Below are 23665 nucleotides of genomic sequence, written 5' to 3' on the forward strand. Positions count from 1 at the left end.
CGTGTCTGCAAGCGTGAGTACCACGCGGTGTCAGCGCAGCACCTGCTCCACCAGCTGCACGTCCGCGCTCTGCAGCGGTTCGGCGGCATTGCGCGACAGCTGCACCTGGTAGGTGCCACCTTCAATCTTCCACTGGCGGGCCTGCGCATCGTAGTGGGCCAGGGTCTTCGGCTCGGCTTCGATACGGATGCGGCGCTGCTCACCCGGCTGCAACTGCACCTTGTCGTAGCCGATCAGCCGGATCGGCGTGCTGCTGCCCGCCGGCAGCTTCAGGTACAGCTGGGCCACGTCGGCACCGGCGCGCTTGCCGGTGTTGCGGATGTCCACGCTGGCGACCAGGCGCGAACCTTCCACGCTCACCTTCAGGTTGTCGTAGGCAAAGGAGGTGTAGGACAGGCCATGGCCGAAGGCGAAGGTCGGAGTCAGGCCCTTGGCGGCCATCCACTTGTAGCCGACGTTGGCGCCTTCGATATCGAAATCGAACACATCACCGAACGGTTTGGCCGGCTTGAAGCCCAGGCCATCGATATGCGGGCGCGGCAGCTGCGACTCGTCCGTCACCCAGGTCACCGGCAGGCGGCCGGATGGATTGGCCTGGCCGGTCAGCAGTGCGGCGATACCCTCGCCACCGCGGATGCCGGGATACCAGGCCTGCAGCATCGCCGGCACCTGCGCCAGCCACGGCGTGCGCACCGGGCCGTTGGTTTCCAGCACCAGCACGGTCTTCGGGTTGGCCTTGGCCACCGCCGAAATCAGCGCATCCTGGTTGTCCGGCAGCTGCATGTCCGGCAGATCCACCGATTCGGCGGCCCACTGCGTGGCGAACACGATGGCGACATCCGCCTGTGCGGCGGCCTTGGCTGCAGCCGCGGCATTGTTGCCGTCCACATACGCGATGGTGGCGTCCGGGCGCGCTGCACGCAGCGCCTCCAGTGGCGAGGACGGATGGAACATCACCGGGCCCGGCCAGGTGGTCGGCATCACGCCCGGCACCGCGTTGGTGCCCTTGGCGGTCACGCCCACCATCGACGAACCGCCACCACCGATCACGCCCTTGTCGGCATGGCCGCCGATGATGACGATGCGCTTCACGCTGTCGGCCAGCGGCAACAGGTTGCCTTCATTGCGCAGCAGCACGCTGCCCTCTTCCACCGTGCGCTGTGCCACGGCAAAACCGGCCTCGGCATCAACCTTCTGGTGCTGCGGCGGGTTGTCGAAGTTGCCGTGCAGGAACATCGTGCGCAGGATGCGCGCCACCATGTCGTTCAGGCGCGCCTGCGGCACCACGCCGCCGTGCACGGCCAGGCGCAGCGGCTCGTCGAAGAACACCGCCGCGTCGAACACTTCACCGGCCGACTGCTGGTCCAGGCCGGCCAGCGCCGCCTTCGAGCCACTGTGCACGCCACCCCAGTCGGACATCACGAAACCGGGGAACTTCCATTCCTGCTTCAGCACCTGGTTCATCAGGTAGCCGTTCTCGCAGCCGTAGGTACCGTTGATCTTGTTGTACGAGCACATCGCCACGCCCGGGCGGCCGGTCTCCAGCGCGATCTCGAAGGCCAGCAGGTCGGACTCGTGCATGGCCTGTTCGCCGATGCGTACGTCATGGAAGTTGCGGCGGGTCTCCATGTCGTTCAGCGCGAAGTGCTTCATTGAGGAGATCACGTGCTGGCTCTGCACGCCCTGGATCAACGCGCCGACCATCGAGCCTGCCAGCAGCGGATCTTCGCCGGCGTACTCGAAGTTGCGGCCGTTGCGCGGATCGCGCTGCAGGTTGACGCTGCCGGAAAGCAGGATGTTGAAACGCTGCTGCCAAGCCTCGCGGCCCATCGTCGCGCCGCCTGCGAAAGCCACTTCGCGGTTCCAGCTCGATGCGGTGGACGGGCCGGAGGGCATGGCGGTGGCGAAGTCGCCGGGCCGGATGCCGCCGGGGTTGGTCACACCGACGCCTGCGTCGGCCGACTGCTGCGAGGGAATGCCCAGGCGTGGCACGCCCGGCACGAAACCGGCCGAACCGACCGCGCCGTCCGGCAGCGGGCCGCCGTCCTTGCCCAGCCCGAAGTAGCTGTGCAGCATCTGGAATTTCTCATCCTCGGTCATCGCCTTCAGCAGCAGCGCAGCGCGGGCGTCGGCGTTGAGGGTGGTGTCCATCCACGGCGCATCGCCCCCCTTGTCGGCGGCATAGGCCAGGGTCAGCAGGGTCGCGCGCAGGGCGCTGCCCTCAACCTTGAACGGCGCACTGCTGGCGGCCTGGAAGCCATCGCTGAAGTAGCTGGCATCGGCTTCCGGGGCCACCCGCGCCGGATCGAAACCGGCAGCCTTGGCGGAATCGCCAGCAACAGCGCCGAGCAGCACCGCCGGCGCACCCAGCCGCGAACGCGACACCAGGGCCGGCAACTGCAGGGCACCCGCACCGGCATCGGTGTAGACCGCAACGGTGTGGCGACCGTCATCCAGGCGCAGGTAGTTCAGCCCCGGCTGGTCCGGGCCGGATTCCGCCGCGATCGGCAGCCGGGTCAGCACGGCCTGACCGCGCTGGGTCCGGCCATCGTCCTTCCCGGCGGCGATGAAGCGGTATTCGTAGCCCAGGCCATCAGCCAGCAGCTGCAGCGGATCGACCTGGTCGATGCTGCGCTGCACCTGCCGCACACTCACGGCATCCACCTGCAGGGATCCAAGCTGGGTGGCCAGGGCCGGCATCGCTTCGGCCGGCGGCGCCTGCTCCAGGGTCAACACGGTGAACGCGGCGGGATCGGCCCACGCCGGCGCGATGACGGCGGCGGACACGGCGAGGGACAGGGCAAGCGGCTTTGTAAACGTTTTCATCGACGGGCGTAATTCCGTTGCCAAGGCAATCGGTCCAGGGAAAATGCCGCCGAAGGGTGCAGCGTTCATGCCGTACAGGCGTTGCCGGGCAACACCTCAGGCCGGAGGGCGGACCGGTCTGCGCGCGGGACCCTCCTCCCGGCGTGACAACCTGCCTGCCCGGGCCACGCACGTGGCCCAACCTGTGAAGATTGTGCGAGGGCGTTCATGCCTGTCAACAGGACCTAAGGCACAGGCCAGCCCCTGCACGCCGGTTATCAGTCCATCACCGGCGGTCATCAGTGGGGTGCGCGGCGCTGCCGATAATGGAAGCCCCTGGCCACGGATCACGCCCATGAACGTACATCGCGACTTCGACCATCTCTGGCGCGACCGCTGTGACACCTCCAGCCAACGCAGCCCGCGCGTGCTGATCCGCGTATTCGTCGCTCCCGGCGAACTGGAGCGCAGTGTGGCGTTCTACGAGCAGCTGCAGGGTGTGGTCGCCGATGCCGGGTTTCCGTTTCCCGATGCAGGACTGCGCCTGGCCATGGTCGGTGCCTTCCTGCTGATCGAAGGCAGCGAGACCGCACTGGCACCCTTCACCTCGACCACGGGCACCCTGCTGGTCGACGATGTCCGGCCCTATCACGACAAACTGATCGCTGCCGGAGCCGAGATCATCTTCCCGCTGCAGATCGTCCCGACCGGTGCGGCGTTCAATGCGGTACATCCCGATGGCACCGTGGTCGAGTACGTGCACCATCGCCCGGATCCGCAGGGGCGGTGAGTGCGGGGCACGTTGATCGATGAACCGCGCCCGCTCTTCAGCAACCTGAAACGCGGCTCCCGAATTCATTAGTAATTCTACTCACGAGGCGAGTAGCATGTCCGGTCTCAGCCCTTGATACCGGCCTGTCGATACTCGCTCCATGCCAGCCGTTTCCGACAACTATTGTCGCTCTCAGCCAACCCCCACGCGTTTCCGGACGGTGGGCTGATGGGTGCGGTCATTGCCCTCGACCGTCTCCTGGACGGTCGCCAGCTATGGCGCGGTCCGGCGCGGCACGGCCCGGCCAGCGACCATCTGGCCAGTGGCCACCCCGCCCTGGATGCACGCCTGCCCGGGGGGGGATGGCCGGCCAGCGGGCTGTGCGAGGTGCTGCAGGGCGCGCCGGGTGTAGGCGAACTGGCGCTGGTCTGGCCGGCATTGGCAAAGCTGAGCCGCCGCGAGCGGCCGATCGTGCTGGTCGCGCCGCCTTACCGGCCGCATGCGCCGGCCTGGGCCGCGGCCGGGCTGGATCTGGCGCAGCTGCAGATCATCCAGGCCGGGCCGAAGCAGGCGCTGTGGGCCACCGAACAATGCCTGCGCTCGGCGGCCTGCGCGGCAGTGCTGTGCTGGCCACAGCAGGCCGACGACCGCGCCCTGCGCCGCCTGCAGGTAGCCGCCGACAGTGGCCAGTGCCTGGGCTTCGTGTTCCGCGAGGCGCGTGCAGCCCGCAACCCGTCCCCGGCCAGCCTGCGCCTGCAGCTCGACCACGGCCAGGTCCGGGTCCTGAAGTGCCGTGGCGGATTGCCGCCGGCACAGCCGCTGCCACTGGCCATCGCCCACTGAGGCGGCCGCATGGACTGGGCCTGCCTGTTGTTGCCGCAGCTGGCGCTGGATTGCGTGCTGCGCCTGCAAGCGGATCCGCAGCGGCCACTGGTGCTGCTGCAGGGGCCGGCGCAGCGTCGCGTGCTGCGCGCCGTCAGCCCTGCTGCGCGTGCAGCCGGCCTGCGTCCGGGCATGCTGTTGTCGGCCGCACAGGTACTGGTGCAGGACCTGCAGCTGCATGACTACGATCCGGCCACCGAGCTGCACACCCGCCAGTTGCTGGCCAGCTGGCTGTACGGCTTCAGTTCGCAGGTCAGCCTCGACTTTCCCCATGCCCTGGTCCTGGAGATCGGTGCCAGCCGTGCCCTGTTCGGCGATTGGCTGGCGATCGAGCGGCGCCTGCGTGATGGCCTGCATGAACTTGGATTCCGTCACCGCCTGGTCGCGGCGCCCAATCCCCATGCCGCACGGGTGCTGGCCAACGTGCATGATGGCCTCGGTATCGATGCAGGACAGTTGCCAGCCCTGTTGGCGCAGCTGCCCTTGCCGCGCAGCGGGTTGCCGGCCGATGCGGTGACCGTGCTTGGCCGCTCCGGGCTGCGTACGCTGGGGGCAGTGTTCGACCTGCCGCGCGAAAGCCTGGCGCGTCGCTTCGCGCCGGACGTGCTTCAGCAGCTGGACGCGCTGCGTGGCCTGCCCACCGCACCCCTGCGCTACTACCAGCCACCAGACCGTTTCGACGCACGCATCGAATTCGAGTACGAGATCGAATCCAGCCAGGCCCTGCTGTTTCCGCTGCGACGCCTGCTGCTGGATCTGGCGGCCTTCCTGTGCTCGCGCGATGGCGGCGTGCAGCGTTTCGACCTGCATTTCGAACACGACCTGCTGCCTGCCAGCGTGCTGACCATCGGCCTGCTCGCACCCGAGCGCGATGCCGCGCTGCTGTTCGAGATCGCCCGTAACCGCCTGGAGGCTTTCCCGCTGCCGGCGGGCAGCCGGGCCCTGCGCCTGCAGGCCGAACAGCTGCCACCCTTCGTGCCCGCCGCACGCGATCTGTTCGACACCCGCCCGGCACAGGCGATGCCGTGGACCCAGCTGCGCGAGCGCCTGCGTGCACGGCTCGGCGATGACGCCGTGCAGCCCCTTGCCGTGCAGGCCGACCATCGCCCCGAACGCGCCAGTGGCACCCAGGCACCCGCCAGGCCACCGGCGTACTGGCCGCTGCGCCCCGGCTGGTTGCTGGACACACCACAGGTGCTGCGTGACCCGCGGCTGCGCATCGTCACCGGGCCGGAGCGGATCGAATCAGGCTGGTGGGACCAGGCCGATGCGCGCCGTGACTACTACGTGGTGGAAACCGCACACGGCCAGCGCGGCTGGGCCTTCCGTGAGCGCAATGATCCACATGCACCGTGGATGCTGCACGGCTGGTTCGGCTGAACCACCATGCACGATGAGCTGCCCGGCTATGCCGAACTGCACTGCCTGTCGGCCTTCAGCTTCCAGCGCGGTGCCTCCACCGCCGAGGAACTGTTCGCACGTGCCCGCGGCCAGGGCTACCGCGCGCTGGCGATCACTGACGAGTGTTCGCTGGCTGGCATCGTGCGCGCCTGGCAGGCAGCGAAGACACAGGGCGTGGCGCTCATCGTCGGTGCCGAGTTCCAGGTCGAAGAGGGACCGAAGCTGGCGCTGCTGTGCACCGACCAGGCTGCCTACGCCGGGTTGTGCCAGTTGATCACCACCTGCCGGCGGCGGGCCGGCAAGGGCGAGTACCGCTGCCTGCGCGATGACCTGTCCGGCCTGCCCGACGGCCTGTTGTGCCTGTGGCTGGACCGGCAGCCCGCCGCCACCGATCTGCCACTGCTGCGCGCAGCCTTCAAGGACCGCCTGTGGCTGGCGGTGGAACTGCATCATGAGCACGACGACGCGCGCCGCCTGCAGCAGCTGCAGGCGTTCGGCGAACGCCACGGCCTGCCGCTGGTCGCCAGCGGCGATGTGCACATGCATGTGCGCCGCCGCCGCGCGCTGCAGGACACGCTGACCGCGATCCGTCACCGCTGCAGCGTGGCCGAAGCCGGCTGGCGCCTGTTCCCCAATGGCGAACGCCATCTGCGCCCGCGCACCGCGCTGGCCCGGTTGTACCCCCCTGAACTGCTGGCCGAGACCGTGCGCATCGCCGAGCGCTGCCACTTCACCCTGGACCAGTTGAAGTACACCTACCCGCGTGAACTGGTGCCGGAAGGTCATGACCCGGACAGCTGGTTGCGCGAGCTGGTGGAAGAAAAGATTCCCTGGCGCTGGCCGGAGGGCATCCAGGAACCACAGCGCAGGCAGATCGAGCACGAGCTGGCATTGATCAAGAAGAAGAACTATGCCTCCTACTTCCTCACCGTGCACGACATCGTGCGCTTCGCCCGCAGCCAGGACATCCTCTGCCAGGGCCGCGGCTCGGCCGCCAATTCAACGGTGTGCTTCGTACTGGGCGTGACCGAGATCGACCCCGCGCGCAGCAATCTGCTGTTCGAGCGCTTCATCTCCGCCGAGCGGAATGAACCACCGGATATCGATATCGATTTCGAGCATGAACGGCGCGAGGAAGTCCTGCAGTACGTGTTCAAGCGCTATGGCCGCGAACGCGCCGCGTTGACGGCGGTGGCGATCAGCTATCGCGGCCGCAGTGCGATCCGTGATGTCGCCCGCGCGCTGGGACTGCCGATGGACCAGGTCAATGAACTGGGCGCGGCGATGGACCATTGGGGTGGCAACATTCCGCTACCGGAAACCCTGCGCGAGCGCGGCTTCGACCCGGAGACGCCGCTGATGCGGCGACTGCTGTCATTGACCGCCGAGCTGATCGACTTCCCGCGCCACCTGTCGCAGCATCCGGGCGGTTTCGTGATTTCCGAACACCCGCTGTCGACGCTGGTGCCGGTGGAGAACGCAGCGATGGCCGACCGCACCGTCATCCAGTGGGACAAGGACGATCTGGATGCCACAGGCCTGATGAAGGTCGACTGCCTGGCGCTGGGCATGCTCACCGCCATCCGCAAATGCCTGGCAATGCTGAAGCAGCATGGCCTGCACGAAGGACGCATGGATGCGATCCCGCCCAAGGATGCGAAGACCTTCGACATGATCTGCGCCGCCGACACCATCGGCGTGTTCCAGATCGAATCGCGCGCGCAGATGGCGATGCTGCCGCGCATGCAGCCGCGCACGTTCTATGACCTGGTGATCGAAGTCGCGATCGTGCGGCCCGGTCCGATCCAGGGCGACATGGTGCATCCCTATCTGGAGCGGCGGCGGATCCTGCGCGAACACGGCCCTGATACACTGAACGATCCACACAATCCGCTCTACCCACCGCAGCTGGAACGCGTGTTCGCACGTACGCTGGGCGTGCCATTGTTCCAGGAACAGGTGATGCAGCTGGCGGTGGATGCGGCCGGTTATACCCCGGGCGAGGCCGATGCCCTGCGCCGTTCGATGGCGGCCTGGAAGCGCCGCGGCGGGCTGGAACCGCATCGCGAGAAGCTGTTGGCCGGCATGCTGGAGAACGGCTTCAGTCGCGAATACGGCGAGCACCTGTTCGAGCAGATCAAGGGCTTCGGCGATTACGGCTTCCCGGAAAGCCACGCCGCCAGCTTCGCCCTGCTGACCTATAACAGCTGCTGGCTGAAGTGCCATCATCCGGCCGCGTTCACCGCCAGCCTGATCAACAGCCAGCCACTGGGGTTCTACAGCCCCGACCAGCTGCTGCAGGATGCGCGCCGGCACGGCATCATCGTGCTGCCGGTGGACGTGCGCCACAGCGACTGGGACTGCACGCTGGATTTCAGCAGGGGTCCCGCGGCGATCCGGCTGGGCCTGCGCCTGGTCGATGGCTGCAACGAACAGGTGGCACAGGCCATCATGCGCGAACGCGCGCGACGGCCATTCGACGATGTCGGCGATCTGTGCCAGCGCACCGTCCTGGACCGGCGCCATCAGGGCCTGCTGGCCGATGCCGGCGCGCTGCGCGGCCTCAGCGGGCATCGTCATCGTGCGCGCTGGGATGTCTCCGGCGTGGAAAACCGCCTGCCGCTGTTCGATCAGGCCCGCACCACCGCTGAAGCACGCGTGCCATTGCCGTTGCCCAGTGCGTGGGAAGACATGCAGGCCGACTACCGCAGCATCGGCACTACCCTGGGTCGCCATCCCATGTCATTCCTGCGCACGCAGCTGCGCAGCCGCGGCTGCCTCGACGCCGCACAACTGGCCAGCCACGGCCATGGCCGCCGCGTACGCATCGCCGGGCTGGTACGCATGCGCCAGCGTCCCCAGACCGCCAGCGGCGTCACCTTCCTTACCCTGGAAGATGAAACCGGCATGGTCAATGCCGTGGTCTGGCGGCACCTGGCCGACCGGCAGCACCGTGTACTGGTCGATACCCAGTTGATGCAGATCGACGGCCGCCTGGAGCGTGTCGATGGCGTGCAGCATGTGATCGTGCAACGCATGCACTGCCTGGATGAACTGCTGCAGGGCCTGCGCAGCCGAAGCCGCGACTTCCACTGAGGACACACCGCATCACACAGCGAACTGGTCATGGGCGGCCCGCTTCCGTTATCGTCGGCACATCCAAGGAAGGACGATCCGATGCCCCGTGCACTCACGCTGACCACGCTGCTGGTCTCCACCCTCGCCCTGCTCGTTTCCGGCTGGACTGCCTGGAGCCTGCATCGCAGCCAATCGCCGCAGCGGGTGATCGAAGCCCGGGGCCTGGTCATCCACGATGACGCCGGTCAGGCGCGGGTGATCCTGGGCGCCCCGGTGCCCGACCCGCGCAGTCGCGGCCAGGTGCAGGGAACACGTGCCAGCGCCCTGTCCGGCCTGGTTCTGCTGGGTCCGGACGGCTCCGAACGCGGCGGCTACGGCACGACCGACCACGGTGGCGAAGCCCTGCTGACGCTTGACGATGCAGCCGGCACCACCGAAGTGTTCAAGGTGGTCGCCAACCCCGACCGCGGCGCCAGCCTGATGGTCAAACACCAGAACAACACCGGCGCGATGCTCACCTCCTGGCAGGGCAAGCCGGAGTTGATGTTCGTGGATGACAGCGGGCAGTCCTACTACGTGCGCCCCGGCGTCAGTGCCGCGCCCTGAAGGACGCGGGTTCATCATCCCAGCACGGCCGCCAGGTCATCGGCCAGCTGTCGCTGCTGCGGTGTTCCCAGCGCCGCACAGGTGATGCGCAGGCCATGGCCGGGGGCGGAAACTGCGAACACTTCGCCTGCACGCACATGCCAGCCGCGGGCGGCCAGCGCCAGTACCTGCGGGCGGCTGTCATCCGGCAGCGGCAACCACAGGTTCAACCCCTCCATCGGCACGGCCTGCTGCACGCCCCGCGCCTGCAGCAGCATCTGCAGCGACTGCAACCGCTGCTGGTAACGCACGCCGGCCGATGCGATCTTCGCCCGCTGCGGGGCTGATTCCAGCACCGAGACCGCCGCATCCTGCAGCAGGTGGCTGACCCAGCCGGTTCCCGCTGCCAGCCGCAGGCGCAGCCGTATCGCGGTTTCTTCATCACAGGCCAGCCATGCCAGGCGCAGATCCGGGCCCAACGGCTTGGACAGCGAGCGCAGCAGTGCCCAGCGCCGGCCATCGACGGGCAGCACCGAGTGGTAGGCCTGCTGCGAGAGCAATGCGTAATGATCGTCGATCAGCACCGCCACCTGCGGGTAGCCGGCCAGCAGCTGGCGCAGTGCCCGCGCCCGTTTCGCATCCAAGCTGGCGCCGGTAGGATTGTGTGCGCGCGGCGTCAGCAATACCGCGCGTGCGCCAGCCTCCAGCGCCCGCCGCAGCGACGCCACCTGCATCCCATGCGTGTCCACCGCCACGGGCAGCGGCGTGTGGCCAGCGGCATTGAGCACGTTGAGGCTGCCAAGGAAGCAGGGATCCTCTACAGCGATGCGGTCGCCGGGCAGCAGCCAGGCAGCCAGCAGGCGTTCGATGCCATCGACGGCACCGTGGCTCAGCTCCAGGGCGTAGCCCTGCGGACAATCGGCATCCAGCGACGCACGTGCCAACCGCTGCAGGCGCGGGTCGACCGTACCCACGCCATACAGCCGAGGTGGCGCCGGTGCCAGGCGCAGGCTCGGCAACAGCCGTGGGTCCGGATTGCCACCTGCCAGATCGTGCAGCGCCAGCCCCGGCGGACTGCCTTCGCGCGCGACGGGGGCCGGCACGCCACGCACCGTGGTACCGCGCCGCCCCCCCGTACTGGCCAGGCCCGCCGCGTCCAGCCGCTTGTACGCGGCCGCCACCGTGTTGCGGTTGACGCCCAGCCGCTCGGCCAGCTCGCGTACCGGCGGCAGCACGCTGCCGGCGGTCAGCCGCCCGTCGCCGATGCCCTCGCGGATGCTTTCGAAGATCGATTCGGCACTGTGCCCGGTGATTTTCATTTTGTCCTATGCCAAAATAAATCTTGTCCTGTGCCAGTGTATCCCACCCTGGCCACCCTGCATTGGAGGTGCACGCATGCCCCTTGCCGCCGCCGACTGGCCCGTCGCCCGGTCCGTCGAACAGATCGCCACCAACCTGCTCACGGTGCGCCAGCGCATCGCGCTCGCCTGTGCCCGCGCGGGCCGCGACCCGAAGAGCGTGCGCCTGCTGCCGGTCAGCAAGACCGTGGATGAGGCGCGCATCCGCATGGCCGTGGCTGCCGGCTGCCATGAGCTGGGTGAGAACAAGGTGCAGGAGGCACAGCGCAAGGCCGAATCGATGGCCGACCTTGGCGTGCACTGGTCGGTGATCGGCCACCTGCAGACCAACAAGGCCCGCCATGTGGCGCGCTTCGCCAGTGAATTCCAGGCGCTGGACAGCCTGCGCGTGGCCGAAGCGCTGCAGCAGCGCCTGCTGCTGGAGGACCGCACTCTGGACGTGTTCGTGCAGGTCAACACCTCCGCCGAACCCAGCAAGTACGGCCTGGAGCCCGGCGCCGTCGACGCTTTCGTGCAGCAGTTGCCCATGTTCGACCGCCTGCGCGTACGCGGATTGATGACCCTGGCCATCTTCACTCCGGAGGTGGAACGCGTACGCGCCTGCTTCGTCCGCCTGCGCACGCTGCGCGACCAGCTGCAGCGCAGCGCGCCGACCGGCATCGACCTGTCGCAGCTGTCGATGGGCATGTCCGGCGACTTCGAGGTCGCCATCGAGGAGGGCGCCACCGTGGTCCGCGTCGGCCAGGCCATCTTCGGAGCACGCGCGACACCGGACAGCGCCTACTGGCCCACCCGTGGAGGGGCCGCATGAAGCACGCAGTCGTCCTGCAACACATCGCCTTCGAAGACCTCGGCACGCTGCAGCCGCTGCTGTTGGCCCAGGGCTGGCAGCTGCACGTGCTGCAGGCCGGCATCGATGCGCTTGACGCGGCCGAAGCGACTGATCTGCTGGTCGTACTGGGAGGCCCGGTCAGCGTCAACGATGGCCTGCTCTACCCCTTCCTGGCTGACAGCATCGCGCTGTTGCAACGGCGCCTGCACCTGCAGCGGCCGACCCTCGGCATCTGCCTGGGTGCGCAGCTGATGGCACGTGCGCTGGGGGCGGAGGTGGCGCCCAGCGGAGGCAAGGAAATCGGATTCGCGCCACTGCTGCTGACCGACGAGGGCCAGCGTTCTCCCCTGCTGGCATTGCAGGGCATTCCTGTGCTGCATTGGCATGGCGAAGCCTTCGAACTCCCGGACGGTGCGCACCGTCTTGCCAGCACACCCGCCTGCCGCCACCAGGCCTTTTCCATCGGGAAGCATGCACTGGCCCTGCAGTGCCACCCGGAACTGGACGCGCGGCAGTTCGAACGCTGGCTGATCGGCCACACGCTCGAGCTGGCCCAGGCGGGCATCGACCCGAACGATCTGCGCGCGCAGGCACGCCGCTATGGCGCCCCGCTGGCCGCAGCCGCGACTGCGATGTTCAACCACTGGCTGCAGGAACTACCGGAGAACGCACGATGAACTACCGCCTGCTGGTCCACCGTCACGGCGCCTACTGGGGTCATTTCGACTGCCAAGGGGCCGATGCGCTGCAACGCCTGGAGGCCATCGCCGCGCACCTGCCCAACGCAGCGGGATTCCAGCTGCAACGCCAGAAGGGCATTGGCGAAGAACGCATCCTGTCCAGCAGCGCCGAAGGCCTGCGCGTGCTCGCTGCACAGATCCAGTACCGCGACCTCTGACGCAGAGCGCGCTGCCGGCCCGGTTGCCTTCGATGCACCGGCACCATGGATGCAAATGATTCTCTTTTACTGTAAGGTGCAGGCGCTGCCCTTGCCGCCGCGGGCTGTTCCCTTTCCCAGTTGTAGCCCGCCCCGTGTCCACGCCTGTCGAACCGACGGATGTCGCGCATCTGTGCGCCGCCCATTACCGGCCGCTGCACGCCCACGTCCGCCGCAAACTCCCGCAACGCAGCGATGCCGATGACGTCGTCCAGGAGACCTGGCTGCGTGTCGTCAAGGTCGCCGCCAGTGGCCTGCTCAGCAATGGCCGCGCCTACCTGTACCGCGTCGCCCACAACCTGATCGCCGACCATTACCGGCAACGCCAGCGCCGCCGGGAAGACCCGCTGGACGAAGCCTCTCTGACCACCCTCGCCGATCCGGCGCCCCTGCCGGAACAACGCCTGCTCGATCTCGAACAACTGCGTCACCTTGACGCGATCATCGCCGCCCTGCCGCCGCGCTCGCGGCAGGTGTTCCTGCTGGCCCGGGTCGAACAGATGGCCTTGGCCGAAATCGGTCGCCAGCTCGGCATCAGCCGGCAGACCGTGCATGGACACCTGCTGCGCGCGCTGGTCGCGCTGCAACAGGTGCCCGGCCCATGAGCCAGGACACGATCGCACGCGAAGCCGCACGCTGGTGGCTCGACGGCCATGACGGTACGCGCGACGAGCGCGCGTTCGCCCACTGGTATCAGGCAGACCCGCGCCATGCAGCACAGTACCTGCACCTGCAGCAGCTGTGGCAGGCCGGTGCCGGCCTGCCCAGCCTGCAACGCCAGCAGCAGCGTCACCGCCGGCGCGCCCTGCGCGAGGCGGGCATCGGCGCCCTGCTGCTGTGCGTGCTGGGCCTGTCGCTCCGCCAGGACGCACCGCCGCCAGAACTGGTGCTGCGCACCACCGTCGGCGAGATCCGCGAGACACCCTTGCAGGACGGTTCGCGCGTCGTGCTGTCTCCGGGCAGCGAGGTGCGCGTCCGCATCGATGGGCAGCGCCGGCAGCTGCAGCTCAACAAGGGACAGGCCTGGTTCCAGGTTGCCGCCGATGCCGACCGGCCGTTCCAGGTGCGCACGCCGCATGGCAGGGTCACCGCGCTGGGCACCGCATTCGATGTCGCCGTGCAGAACGGCAGCAGCGTGGTGACCGTCACCGAACACCAGGTGCGGGTGGACAGCGGCAGCGGCAGCGGAGAGGCAAGCCAGGGCGAACAACTGCGCTTCGATGGCCAGACACCCGGCCCCCCGTCGGCCGCACCGGCAGGCATGCTCGCCTGGCGCGAGCGGCGCCTGCACTGGGTATCGGCACCATTGGAGGATGTCGCCCGGGGCCTGGACCGCTGGGACGGTGGGCACACCTGGATCATGGGCGCGCGCCTGCGCCAGCAGCGGGTCACCGTGCTGGGCAATGCCACCGGCGCCACCGGCACCCGCGACCAGCTCGCCCGGCAAATGCAGGTCCGCGTGCTGCGCATCGGTCCCGGACTGCAGCTGTGGCTGTCATCAACGCACGGCACCGGCCATGCACCCTGACATCGTCCCTGCCCGTGCGTCTTCCCAGGCTGACGACGCTCTGCGTCACTCCCTGGAGACCTCGATGCTGTCCCACCGCCCCCTTGTCCTGGCCTTGTCGCTGGCCTGCGCCAGCCCGGTTCCATTCCTGTCCGGCCATGCCCAGGCACAGACCGCAACCCGCCACTACGACCTGCCTGCACAGCCGCTGGCCGGCGCACTGGATGCCTACAGCCGGCTCACCGGCATCGATCTGGTGATCGGTGGCGCGCTGCCCCAGCGCCAGATGGCGCCCGCCCTGCGCGGCAACTTCGACGACAGGCAGGCGCTGTCACAATTGTTGGCCGGCACCGGCCTGCGGCCCCGCTTCATCGATGCACGGCGTGCCACCCTCGAGCCGGCGCCTGCCGAGTCCAGCGATGGCAGCCGCCGCACCGGTCCGTTGCGCGTGCAGGGCACTCCTGCACAGGGCCATGCGCCCGGCACCGGCGCCAGCCAGTACGTCCCCGCCACCCGCGATGGCTTCGCGCCAGCCGTTGGCAGTGAACGCGTGGCGATGGCCGAACGCCAGGAGGGCAACAGCCTGCTGCGCTCGATGCCCGGCACGCACAGCTTCCACTCGCGCAGCCAGCCCGGCCTCCAGGTCAACATCCGTGGCATGACCGGCGCCGGCCGCGTCAACACGATGATCGACGGTGTCACCCAGACCTTCCGCAACAACGCCGGGCACGGCTCCGGGGGCCCGTTCGCCTATGTCGATCCATTCCTGCTGGCCGGGGTGGATGTGCAGCGCGGTGCCGTCGCTGGCGGCGATGGCGCTGGCACCCTGGCCGGTACCGCCAACTTCCGCACGCTGGATATCGATGACCTGCTGGGTGAGAGCCGCGACTGGGGCCTGCGCGCCGGCTACCGGCACGGCGACAACGGCTATGGCAGTGGCCGCACCTTCGCCGGCGCCTGGCGCCACAGCGAGGAAGGCGGTGACCGCCAGTTCGGCCTGCTTGCGGCGGCCAGCAGCAGCCGCAGCAGCGAGTACGCGACCGCCAACGGGCAGAAGAACAGCGCCGACCCGGGCAGCCAGCACCCCAGAAGCTGGCTGCTCAAGGCCCGCCTGCAACCCAGTGAGCTGCACCGGCTGGACCTGAGCCACATGCGCTACGAGAACGACTTCTATCACAACTACCCGTGGCAGATTTCGGCACGCAACCAGCGCGCCAGCTATCACTACACGCCCTACACACCCTGGATCGACCTGCGCGCCAGCTTCGCCGCCAACAAGACGCGGCTGTTCTATCCGCCGGTGGAAGTGTCCAGCTACATCGGCCGGCGTACCCACAGCAGCCTGAGCAGCTGGAACATCGACAACACCAGCCGCTTCGAGATCGGCTCGCTGCAGGCACGCTGGAACACCGGCCTCAAGCACCAGTCGGACATTTTCGTTGCTGATACGCCCACCCTGCGCGGCGCCAACCCGCAGGGGCGCAGCCAGCTGGACAGCGTGTTCAGTACGCTCGAACTGCAGTACGGCATCTACGCACTGACCACCGGACTGCGCCAGGATCGCTACGGCATCCGCGGGCACATCCCGACCTGTTCGGATGTGCCGGGACAGTGCACCCGGATCAACGGCGGGGGCATCGACATCCACCGCCGCCAACATGCACTCAGTCCCAGCCTCTCGGTTTCGTTGCAGGCGACCGACTGGCTGCAGCTGTACGCCGAGGCCTCGCGGACGTCGCGGCCGCCACGCGTGCAGGAGATGTTCTTCGAGAAGATTCCGCTGGAAGGCATGAGCGATGCCGATGGCGTAGGCGCCAATCCATTCCTGCGCCGCGAACGCTCGCGCAACCTGCAGTTCGGCGCCAATCTCAGCACCGACTCGCTGCTGCGCGACGGCGACCTGGCCCAGTTGCGGGTAACCCGCTTCGACAACCGCATTCGCGACTACATCAAGCCGCAGTACCTGCTGATCGTGCATCCACCGGAAATCGAGCCCGTCGTGGTACCGATCGACAGCGACCCGCAGCTTTCGGCCTGGACCGATGCGCTGGATGTGGACGACTTCAGCGTCACCACCCGCTGGATGAACGACCCGGGCGTGGTGCGCATGCGTGGCATCGAGCTGGAGGCCCACTACGCCAGCGAGCACTATCACGCGACGCTGAGCTGGACACGATCACACACCAGCGCACCCACCATCGAGTTCGTCAACCTGGAAGACATCACCGCGCTTCCCGACCGCTACTGGACGCTGGACGTCGGCGGTCGCTGGTGGCAGCAGCGCGTGCAGGCCGGCGTGCGCGCCGAATACTCCGGCCCCACTGAGGAAGGCTACGACTTCTTCCAGACCCGCAAGACCCGCGGCACGGGTGTGCTGCTGGACTTCTACGCCAGCTTCAAGCCACAGGCCAGCACCACCGTATGGCTGAACATCGAAAACCTGCAAAACAAAGCCTATGACAACAATGCCTCGATCGACAGCATCTTCAGCCCGATCCTGGACCGCGGCAACGGCCGCGGCCGCACCGTCTCGATGGGCGTCAACGTGGCGTTCTAGCCGACGCTGGTTGCCGCTGTGCCTGCTTGCCGTGCTGGCGACCGGGCAGACCCAGTCGATGCCCGGCACGGTGATCGACCTGGCCAGCGGCCGGCCGTTGCAGGAAGCGGCGTTCGTGCAGCGCGTCGCCGCCGCCCGGCACCTGTTGCTGGGGGAACGCCATGACGTCGCCGCCGACCATGCCGCCGAACGCTGGCTGTTGCAGGCCCTGCACCAGCAGCGACCACAGGGTGCGCTGGTCCTGGAGATGATCGGCAGTGAACGCCAGCCCCGCCTGCAGCGCGTGCAGCGCTGGCTGGACAAGGGCAACCGTGCCGACGGGCAACACCTGCAGGAACTGCTGGGCTGGGACCCCCGTTGGCCGTGGTCGGCCTATGGCGGACTGGTGCAGGATGCCGCCGCTGCAGGCATCGCCCTGCACGGTGGCAACCTCTCGCGTGCGGAGGTCGACGCGCTGCTCGCTTCGTCGGCACCGGCGCGCTTCCCCGTGCCTGGCGCACGCCACCGCCTGTCGAACGTAGTGCTGGCCCAGCACGCCGACGCCGCACCGCTGCTGGAAGGCATGCTGGCCGTTCAGCAGGCCCGCGATTCGCGTATGGCGCAGGTACTGGCGGCCGCACAGACACCCGCGCTGCTGGTTGCCGGCCGCTGGCATGTGCTGCGCGGCACCGGCGTACCGGGCTATCTGCCCGCATCCACGCCTGCGCTGGTGGTCGCTCTGGCATCGGCAGAAGAAGCCATCGACGCCAGCGACGCCGACCTGCTGTGGGTGATCGCAGATGAGTGAACGCAGGCAACACTGGCAGGCAATGGCGATCACCGTTGGTATCCACCTGCTGCCGCTGCTGCTGCTCGTGCACTGGGTGGCAGCCCCGCCTACGCTGCCGCCGCCAGAGCAGGATGTGCGCATCAGCCTGCGCCTGCTTGCGCCGGCTGCACCGCCACAGCCTGTGGAGGAACGCCAGGCCGAACAGCCCAGCCAGGCGCAACAGGCGCGCGCCGCGCAGCCACGGAAATCGCCGCCGCCACCCGCGCCGACCCACGCGCGTGAAGGCGAACTGGCCGCCAGCGAGATCGCCGGCGCCGGCCGGCAACCCACGCGGGTCGCCCCACCTGCGCCCACGGCCGATGCCCGTCCTGCACCGGCATCGATCTCGGCCGCGCCGCCTGCTCCAGACGCCCCACCCGCGGACGTCCAGGCCGGCGCTGCGAGCGACCAGTGGGAAGCGCGGCTGATGGCACGACTGGAGCGATACCGCTACTACCCCTCCAGCGCTAGATCGCGGCGCCAGCAGGGCACCAGCTGGGTCCGCGCCAGCATCGACCGCGACGGACGCCTTCTGGCGCTGCGCCTGGAGCAGTCCAGCGGCCAGTCCCTGCTCGATGACGCGGCGCTGCAGACCTTCCGCCGCGCACAGCCGCTGCCACGCATTCCCGACGAAATGAAGGCGCCGCAGGAACTGGTGGTACCCGTGGAGTACTACCTGCGCTAGACGGTCCGCGCCTCCGCTTCGATCTCGGCCAACCACTGCCAGATGCGGCAACCGGATCAACGCGACGGTGCACCGGGCCCCCTCCTTGGCAGTCCTCCGCACCGCGTTGCGTGCGGAGGACCAGGGAACGGCTCAGGCCTTCAGCACTTCCACCTTGTACGAAACGGTCTCGCCGTCGTGCTCGATGATCAGTCCGTGCACGTCCGACTCGAAGCCCGGGAAGCGCGCATTCTGCTCGCGTGCGATGCGCAGCGACTCGATGATGGGCTCATCGCTGGCACCGAAGCGCTCGCCCGGCATGATGGTGGGAATGCCGGGCGGGTACGGCACCAGCATGGTCGCCGCGATGCGGCCACTGAGCTGTTCGATGTCCACCCGTTCGATTTCCCCCTTCACCAGATGGTTGTAGGCATCGGCCGGGGTCATCACCGGCGTCGGCAGGTCCACGTACATCTCGCGCATCACCCGGGCCACTGCGAACTCCTGGTTGAAGGCGTGCAGCGCATCGCAGAGGTCGCGCAGTCCCCAGCCGGCGTAGGCAACGGGATAGTCCGCCGCCAGCGTCGGCAGCGCCTGGCTCAGGGGGGCGTTGCGGTCATACAGCTCCTTGAACGCCATCAGCTCGGTGACCAGCGTGCTCCACTTGCCCTTGGTGATCCCCATCGAGAACAGGAACAGCACCGAGTAGAGGTTGGTCTTCTCCACAGTGATGCCACGACCCCACAGGAACTTGCTCAGCACCGCCGCTGGAATGCCCAGCCGGCCCATTCCGCCATCCATCGACAGGCCGGGGGTCAGCAGGGTCACCTTGATGGGATCGATCAGCACATAGTCGTCCACCAGATTCTCGAAACCATGCCAGTGCCCATCCGGCTGCAGGTACCACTCCTCCCGCTTGGCCACCATCGGCGCCGGCGTGTCGCCCTTGTCAAGGCTGCGCTCGACCTTGGTCGGCTGCCACACGCTGAACCACCAATCATCACGGCCGAGATCGTCGCGCACATGCAGCATGGCGCGCCGGAATGCGATCGCCTCGTCGTGCATCTCCTGCACCAGCGAGCGACCGGCCTCGCCTTCCATCATCTTCGACGCGACATCACAGGCAGCGATCACGCCGTAGTGCGGGCTGGTGGAGGTGTGCATCATGAACGATTCGTTGAAACGCTCGGCATCCAGATTGCGCTGTGCCGAGTTGCGCACATGGATCATCGAGGCCTGCGAGAACGCGGCAAGCAGCTTATGGGTGGAGTGCGTGGTGAAGATGATCGCATCCTGCTCGCGCGGCTTGCCCTTGGCCATGCCGTAGTGGTTCTCGTAGAAAGGATGGAATGCGGCGTAGGCATACCAGGCTTCATCGAAGTGCAGAAAGTCCACCGCACTGCCGATCTCGTCGGCGATCTTCTCGGCGTTGTAGCACAGGCCATCGTAGGTGGAGTTGGTGACCACTGCGATACGCGGCTTGGAGCCCGCCGTGTATGCCTTGCTCGCCAGCGGGTTCGCGGCGATGCGCTGCTGCAGCGATTCCGGAGTGAACTGGTCCAGGCTGATCGGGCCGATGATGCCGTGCGCGTTGCGGCTGGGCGTGAAGTACACGGGTACCGCGCCCGTCATGATCAGCGCATGCAGGAGCGACTTGTGGCAGTTGCGGTCGACGAACACCACATCGCCCCGCGCCACCGTGCCGTGCCATACGATCTTGTTGGCCGTGGAGGTGCCATTGGTCACGAAGAACGTATGGTCGGCGCCGAAGTTGCGGGCCGCTTCGTTCTCGGCGTCCTTGATCGGCCCGGTGTGGTCCAGCAGCGATCCCAGCTCCGGCACCGAGATCGACAGATCGCTGCGCAGCGTGTTCTCGCCATAGAACTGGTGGAATGCACGGCCAACCGGCGATTTGGTGAAGGCCACGCCACCGGCGTGGCCGGGCGTATGCCAGGAGTAGTTCGACTCGGCGGCATGATGGATCAGTGCCTTGAAGAACGGCGGCAGCAGGTGCTGCATGTAGTCTTCAGCGGCCCGCATCACCTGCCGGGAGATGAAGTTCTTGGTGTCCTCGAACAGGAAGATGAAGCCGTGGATGTACTTGAGCAGCTTGCTCGGTACCTTCTCGATGGTACGGCGCTCGCCATACAGGAAGACCGGCAGGTTCGCGCGGCGCGCACTCTGCTCGCGCAGGAACGCGGTCAGGCGCTGGAACTCGCCATCGACTTCCTCGCTTCCATCGATCGATATCAGCACGGCCGACGCCGCAACATAGGTGCGTGCTCCTGCGCGGGCATCATCCAGGTTCAACCCGCACAGCACGCGCTGGTCGTTGCTGCGCAGCTCTTCCACCAGAGCGCGGATCAGGATGCCGCCGATGCGTGGTGAGTCGTAATCACCGTCGATGACTATGACCGGATAGTCCAATGACTTGAAATACACGTTGTTTCTCCTTGTCCGAATCAGGAATGCTGCGCGCCGGCAGAAATCGCCGCCGCCTCGCGGGCACGCTGCCGCTGCTGGCGGCGCTCCTCGCTGAAGAAGGGATAGAACACGGTGATGAACAGGACGAACAGGAAGGCGTACTGCACGATCGTTCCCGACGAGCCATAGATCGCCCACAGGCAGTACACGACGGTGAGGCTGGTCAAGGTCCAGAACGCGCCGGTATGCACCAGGGTGTGCGAGCGTTCGACCACGAAGTAGCAGGCCACGCAGGAATAGATGTAGGGCAGCAGGGTCAGCACCACCGCGGCCGAGGTGATCACATCGAACTGCGCGGATGCCGTTTCCGAGGTGGAAGTGACCAGCACGGCCAGCGTCATCAGCACCGCCACGATCAGCACGCCCTTGACCGGCACGTCATCCTTGTTGGTTTTGCTGAAGATGCTCGGGAACAGGCCATCATCCGATGCGGCCTTCGCGCTCTGTGCGGTCAGCAGGATCCAGCCACCGAGCGAGCCGGCCGCACCGATGAACGCGCACAGGCTGACCAGCGCACCGCCCCAACCCCCCACGGCCTTGGCCGCCGCCAAGGCGAACGGCGCGTCCGAAGTCTGCAGTTCACCGTTGGGGACCATGCCCATGATCACCGACGAACTGGCGATGTAGGCGATGGCCGCAAGGAACACACCGGCCAGCGTAGCGCGCGCGACATTCTTCTCCGGGTTCTCGACCACGCCGGCGGTCACCGACGCTGACTCCACGCCGATGAACGCCCACAGCGTCAGTGCGGCTGCACTGGAGATCGCACCGAAGTTGGATTCACCGGAGACGTTGTAGGCCCCTTTGAAGATGTCGGCATCGAAGAAGAACCAGCCGAAGATGGCGATGCCCAGGATCGGCACCAGCGCGAAGCTGGTGGTGACGGTCTGCACGCGGCTGACGAAGGCCGGACCGATCACATTGGCGAAACTCAGCGCCCACACCAGCACCAGGACCGCGATGCAGCGCACCAGCGGCTCGGACAGGATCGGGAAGAAGTAGCTGAAGTAACCCACCGCCGCGATCGGGATGGCGACATTGCCGATCCAGTTGGCGAACCAGTAGATGGTATTGGTCTGGAAGCCCATGTAGGGGCCGAACCAGTCGCGCGCATAGGCATAGGGGCCGCCGGCCTTCGGGGCCAGCTTGCCCAGTTTGGCGAACACGAACGCCAACAGCAGCGCACCCGCCGTGGTGATCAGCCAGCCCCAGATCGAGGCGGTACCGATCTTGGCCAGGCTGGAGGGCAACAGGAATACGCCTGAGCCCATCATGTTGCCCGCGACGAGGAAGGTGGCTCCCACCACACCGATCTTCTTTGCTTCTGCCATGACAATCTCCTGTACCGGCATCAGCCCGGTTGCGCCGGGCATGGGGGTTGGCTGCGCTGGCGTGCTGCCGCTGGCGCCTACTTGATGAAGTTGTACTGCAGGCTGCCCTGCACTCTTACTGTGTCGCCGCGTGCACCGTCCTGCTGCTGCAGGCGGCCGTAAAGCAGCTCCATGCCCATCGTCCACGAGGGCGCGGGGCTCCAGATCAGGTTGAAGACGCCGTAACGGCTTTGCCGGAACGCGTCACTGGCAAGAGCGGCGTTCCGCTCCAGCGTGAGCTGTCCGAAAATCAGATTCGAGCGCCACAGATCGGACCAGTAATGGGTGTAACCGACGAAGCCGCCGTGCAGATCCAGTGCATCCAGACGACCGTCCGCGTCCACCACGGCATCCAGGCCGGAGCCGGTCAGATCAGCGGTGTAGCGGCTCAGGCCGCGGCCGCCCAGCACACCGAACAGCAGCAGGTCGCGCGTGCCCACGGAAGCAGAACCGCTGAACTGCAGGCCACCGGCGATGCGCCGGTCGCGCTGGTCCTGGCCGTCATAGGCCAGACTGCGGGCCACCGCACCCAGCTGCAGGTGGCCCCAATCGCGCTCCATGCGCGCGGTTACCGTGACATCCGGCAGCCGGTTCACCGCCGCCAGCGTCTCGCTGGCCCCGGCCAGTTCCGTCTCCGGGTCTTCGGCGGCGATCGTCAGCGTGCCGCCCCTGCCCAGCGCGAAGCTGTGGTGGATACCGGCCACCAGCAGGTAGCCAGCACCTCCCGGGCCCGCGAAATCCAGCGTATCGGGCAGGCTGTCGGCATCCATGAAGCTGGAGTAGCCATAACCGGCATAGGTATTGCCAAGCTGCCCATAGGCGTGGCGCAGGCGGAACTGGTATCCATCGCTGCTGCCGAAGAAATCATTCTCCAGATAGAAGCGCAGGTTGCCGTGCGTGGTCGGCCGGCGCGCCTCGAAGCTGAACCGCGTCTGCTTGGCGTGGATGTTGAAGTTGGAAACATCACGATGGCTGTCCCCTACCGGCATCGATGAAGGGATGAACTGGTCCTCGTCCCCCGCCCGGCGCGAGTCGGCGATGGCATCGAGCTTGGCATAGCCGCCGATGCGGATGACCGTGTCGGTTCCGGGGATGGCGAAGAAGCCTTTCAGATCCGCGTCGGTGGGGCTGGCAGCGTTGTCTGGACGCGAGGCGGCCGTCGACGGGTCCGCCACTGATTCGCGCGCCGGCAGCACCGGTTGCGCCACGCCGGGCACGCGGGTGGGCTGCAATGTGGCGGCCGTCGTCGCCGGAGCTGGGGACACGGGCGTAGGCGTAGCAGCAGGCACGACGCCCGCATCATGCCGCTCGAGCTGGTCCAGGCGTTGCTGCATGCCTTCCAGGGCCTGTCGCATCGCCGCAATCTCACGGCGCAGCGCCTGCGCGTCGTCGTCGGCAACCGCCTGCGCCTGCAGCGGCGCAGCGGCCAGCGCGGCCAGGCAGGCAAGACTCAGTACTGCCATGCGCATTGCATCCCCCGTGCACGAACACTCGCCACGCGATGCCGGACCGCACGCGTGCGCCGTCCTGGCTTCGCTCCGCCGTTGCTGGAAATACGGATACTGCGTTTACGACAGATGGCCGCCGGCAGGTTCGCACCGCCGATGAGGCAGCGACCGGAGCGG

Annotated in this window: 18 protein-coding genes; 13 read left to right on the forward strand and 5 right to left on the reverse strand. The window is 67.5% G+C overall.

The features are described 5' to 3' along the window. Positions 1-30: 30 nt before the first annotated feature. The gene (locus tag N7367_RS11255; RefSeq protein ID WP_111185970.1) at positions 31-2826 is read right to left on the reverse strand and encodes a glycoside hydrolase family 3 C-terminal domain-containing protein; all 2796 of its coding nucleotides are present in this window, start codon (positions 2824-2826) and stop codon (positions 31-33) included. A gap of 334 nt (positions 2827-3160) precedes the next feature. Between N7367_RS11255 and N7367_RS11260 the strand changes: the two genes are divergently transcribed. From N7367_RS11260 to N7367_RS11280, 5 genes are all read left to right on the forward strand, one after another. Continuing rightward, the gene (locus N7367_RS11260) at positions 3161-3595 is read left to right on the forward strand and encodes a glyoxalase/bleomycin resistance/dioxygenase family protein (RefSeq protein ID WP_053517644.1); all 435 of its coding nucleotides are present in this window, start codon (positions 3161-3163) and stop codon (positions 3593-3595) included. Positions 3596-3805: 210 nt separating this feature from the next. After that, a complete protein-coding gene (gene imuA / locus N7367_RS11265) occupies positions 3806-4420 on the forward strand; it encodes a translesion DNA synthesis-associated protein ImuA (protein WP_053517646.1) in 615 nt (204 codons plus the stop codon). Positions 4421-4429: 9 nt separating this feature from the next. Further along, complete coding sequence (locus tag N7367_RS11270) at positions 4430-5839, forward strand: DNA polymerase Y family protein (protein WP_279942403.1); 1410 nt, start codon at positions 4430-4432, stop codon at positions 5837-5839. A gap of 6 nt (positions 5840-5845) precedes the next feature. Continuing rightward, positions 5846-8956: an error-prone DNA polymerase gene (locus N7367_RS11275; RefSeq protein WP_279942404.1), complete on the forward strand. Its 3111-nt coding sequence runs from the start codon at positions 5846-5848 to the stop codon at positions 8954-8956. An 81-nt stretch (positions 8957-9037) separates the two neighbouring features. Continuing rightward, positions 9038-9544 (forward strand): hypothetical protein, encoded by a 507-nt coding sequence (locus N7367_RS11280; protein WP_180876978.1) that lies wholly within the window; start codon positions 9038-9040, stop codon positions 9542-9544. Positions 9545-9558: 14 nt separating this feature from the next. Here the strand turns inward: N7367_RS11280 and ptsJ are convergent, their stop codons facing one another. Next, entirely contained in the window at positions 9559-10842 is a 1284-nt protein-coding gene (gene ptsJ / locus N7367_RS11285) for a transcriptional regulator PtsJ (protein WP_279942405.1), read from the reverse strand. 76 nt (positions 10843-10918) lie between these two features. Here ptsJ and N7367_RS11290 point away from each other — a divergent pair, with 76 nt between their 5' ends. The 8 genes from N7367_RS11290 to N7367_RS11325 all read left to right on the forward strand — a co-directional run bounded on the left by N7367_RS11290 (position 10919) and on the right by N7367_RS11325 (position 18207). Continuing rightward, complete coding sequence (locus tag N7367_RS11290) at positions 10919-11692, forward strand: YggS family pyridoxal phosphate-dependent enzyme (RefSeq protein ID WP_279942406.1); 774 nt, start codon at positions 10919-10921, stop codon at positions 11690-11692. Then, the gene (locus N7367_RS11295) at positions 11689-12390 is read left to right on the forward strand and encodes a glutamine amidotransferase (protein ID WP_279942407.1); all 702 of its coding nucleotides are present in this window, start codon (positions 11689-11691) and stop codon (positions 12388-12390) included. Before N7367_RS11290 ends, N7367_RS11295 begins: the two co-directional genes overlap by 4 nt. Beyond that, a complete protein-coding gene (locus tag N7367_RS11300; protein WP_262100786.1) occupies positions 12387-12611 on the forward strand; it encodes a hypothetical protein in 225 nt (74 codons plus the stop codon). Before N7367_RS11295 ends, N7367_RS11300 begins: the two co-directional genes overlap by 4 nt. A 134-nt stretch (positions 12612-12745) precedes the next feature. Continuing rightward, on the forward strand, positions 12746-13255 hold the full coding sequence (locus N7367_RS11305; RefSeq protein ID WP_053517659.1) for an RNA polymerase sigma factor: 510 nt from the start codon (positions 12746-12748) through the stop codon (positions 13253-13255). Beyond that, positions 13252-14178 carry a FecR domain-containing protein gene (locus tag N7367_RS11310; protein WP_279942408.1) on the forward strand — a complete coding sequence of 309 codons (927 nt, stop codon included), beginning with the start codon at positions 13252-13254 and terminating at the stop codon, positions 14176-14178. The genes N7367_RS11305 and N7367_RS11310 overlap by 4 nt, the downstream gene beginning before the upstream one ends. A 64-nt stretch (positions 14179-14242) precedes the next feature. Further along, entirely contained in the window at positions 14243-16714 is a 2472-nt protein-coding gene (locus N7367_RS11315; protein ID WP_279942409.1) for a TonB-dependent receptor, read from the forward strand. Between the two features lie 10 nt (positions 16715-16724). Next, positions 16725-17501, forward strand: coding sequence for a ChaN family lipoprotein (locus N7367_RS11320; protein WP_279942410.1), 777 nt, complete (start codon positions 16725-16727; stop codon positions 17499-17501). Continuing rightward, entirely contained in the window at positions 17494-18207 is a 714-nt protein-coding gene (locus N7367_RS11325; protein ID WP_065182738.1) for an energy transducer TonB, read from the forward strand. Before N7367_RS11320 ends, N7367_RS11325 begins: the two co-directional genes overlap by 8 nt. 132 nt (positions 18208-18339) lie before the next feature. On the opposite strand, the gene N7367_RS11330 is transcribed toward N7367_RS11325, so the two are convergent. The 3 genes from N7367_RS11330 to N7367_RS11340 all read right to left on the reverse strand — a co-directional run bounded on the left by N7367_RS11330 (position 18340) and on the right by N7367_RS11340 (position 23509). Beyond that, on the reverse strand, positions 18340-20628 hold the full coding sequence (locus N7367_RS11330) for an Orn/Lys/Arg decarboxylase N-terminal domain-containing protein (RefSeq protein WP_065175308.1): 2289 nt from the start codon (positions 20626-20628) through the stop codon (positions 18340-18342). Positions 20629-20648: 20 nt separating this feature from the next. Beyond that, positions 20649-22001, reverse strand: a complete 1353-nt coding sequence (gene adiC, locus N7367_RS11335) for an arginine/agmatine antiporter (RefSeq protein WP_053517667.1) — start codon at positions 21999-22001, stop codon at positions 20649-20651. A gap of 77 nt (positions 22002-22078) precedes the next feature. Beyond that, on the reverse strand, positions 22079-23509 hold the full coding sequence (locus N7367_RS11340; RefSeq protein ID WP_279942411.1) for a DcaP family trimeric outer membrane transporter: 1431 nt from the start codon (positions 23507-23509) through the stop codon (positions 22079-22081). Positions 23510-23665: the final 156 nt, after the last annotated feature.

Source organism: Stenotrophomonas sp. GD04145, from assembly GCF_029835135.1.
Classification (GTDB): Bacteria; Pseudomonadota; Gammaproteobacteria; order Xanthomonadales; family Xanthomonadaceae; genus Stenotrophomonas; species Stenotrophomonas maltophilia_P.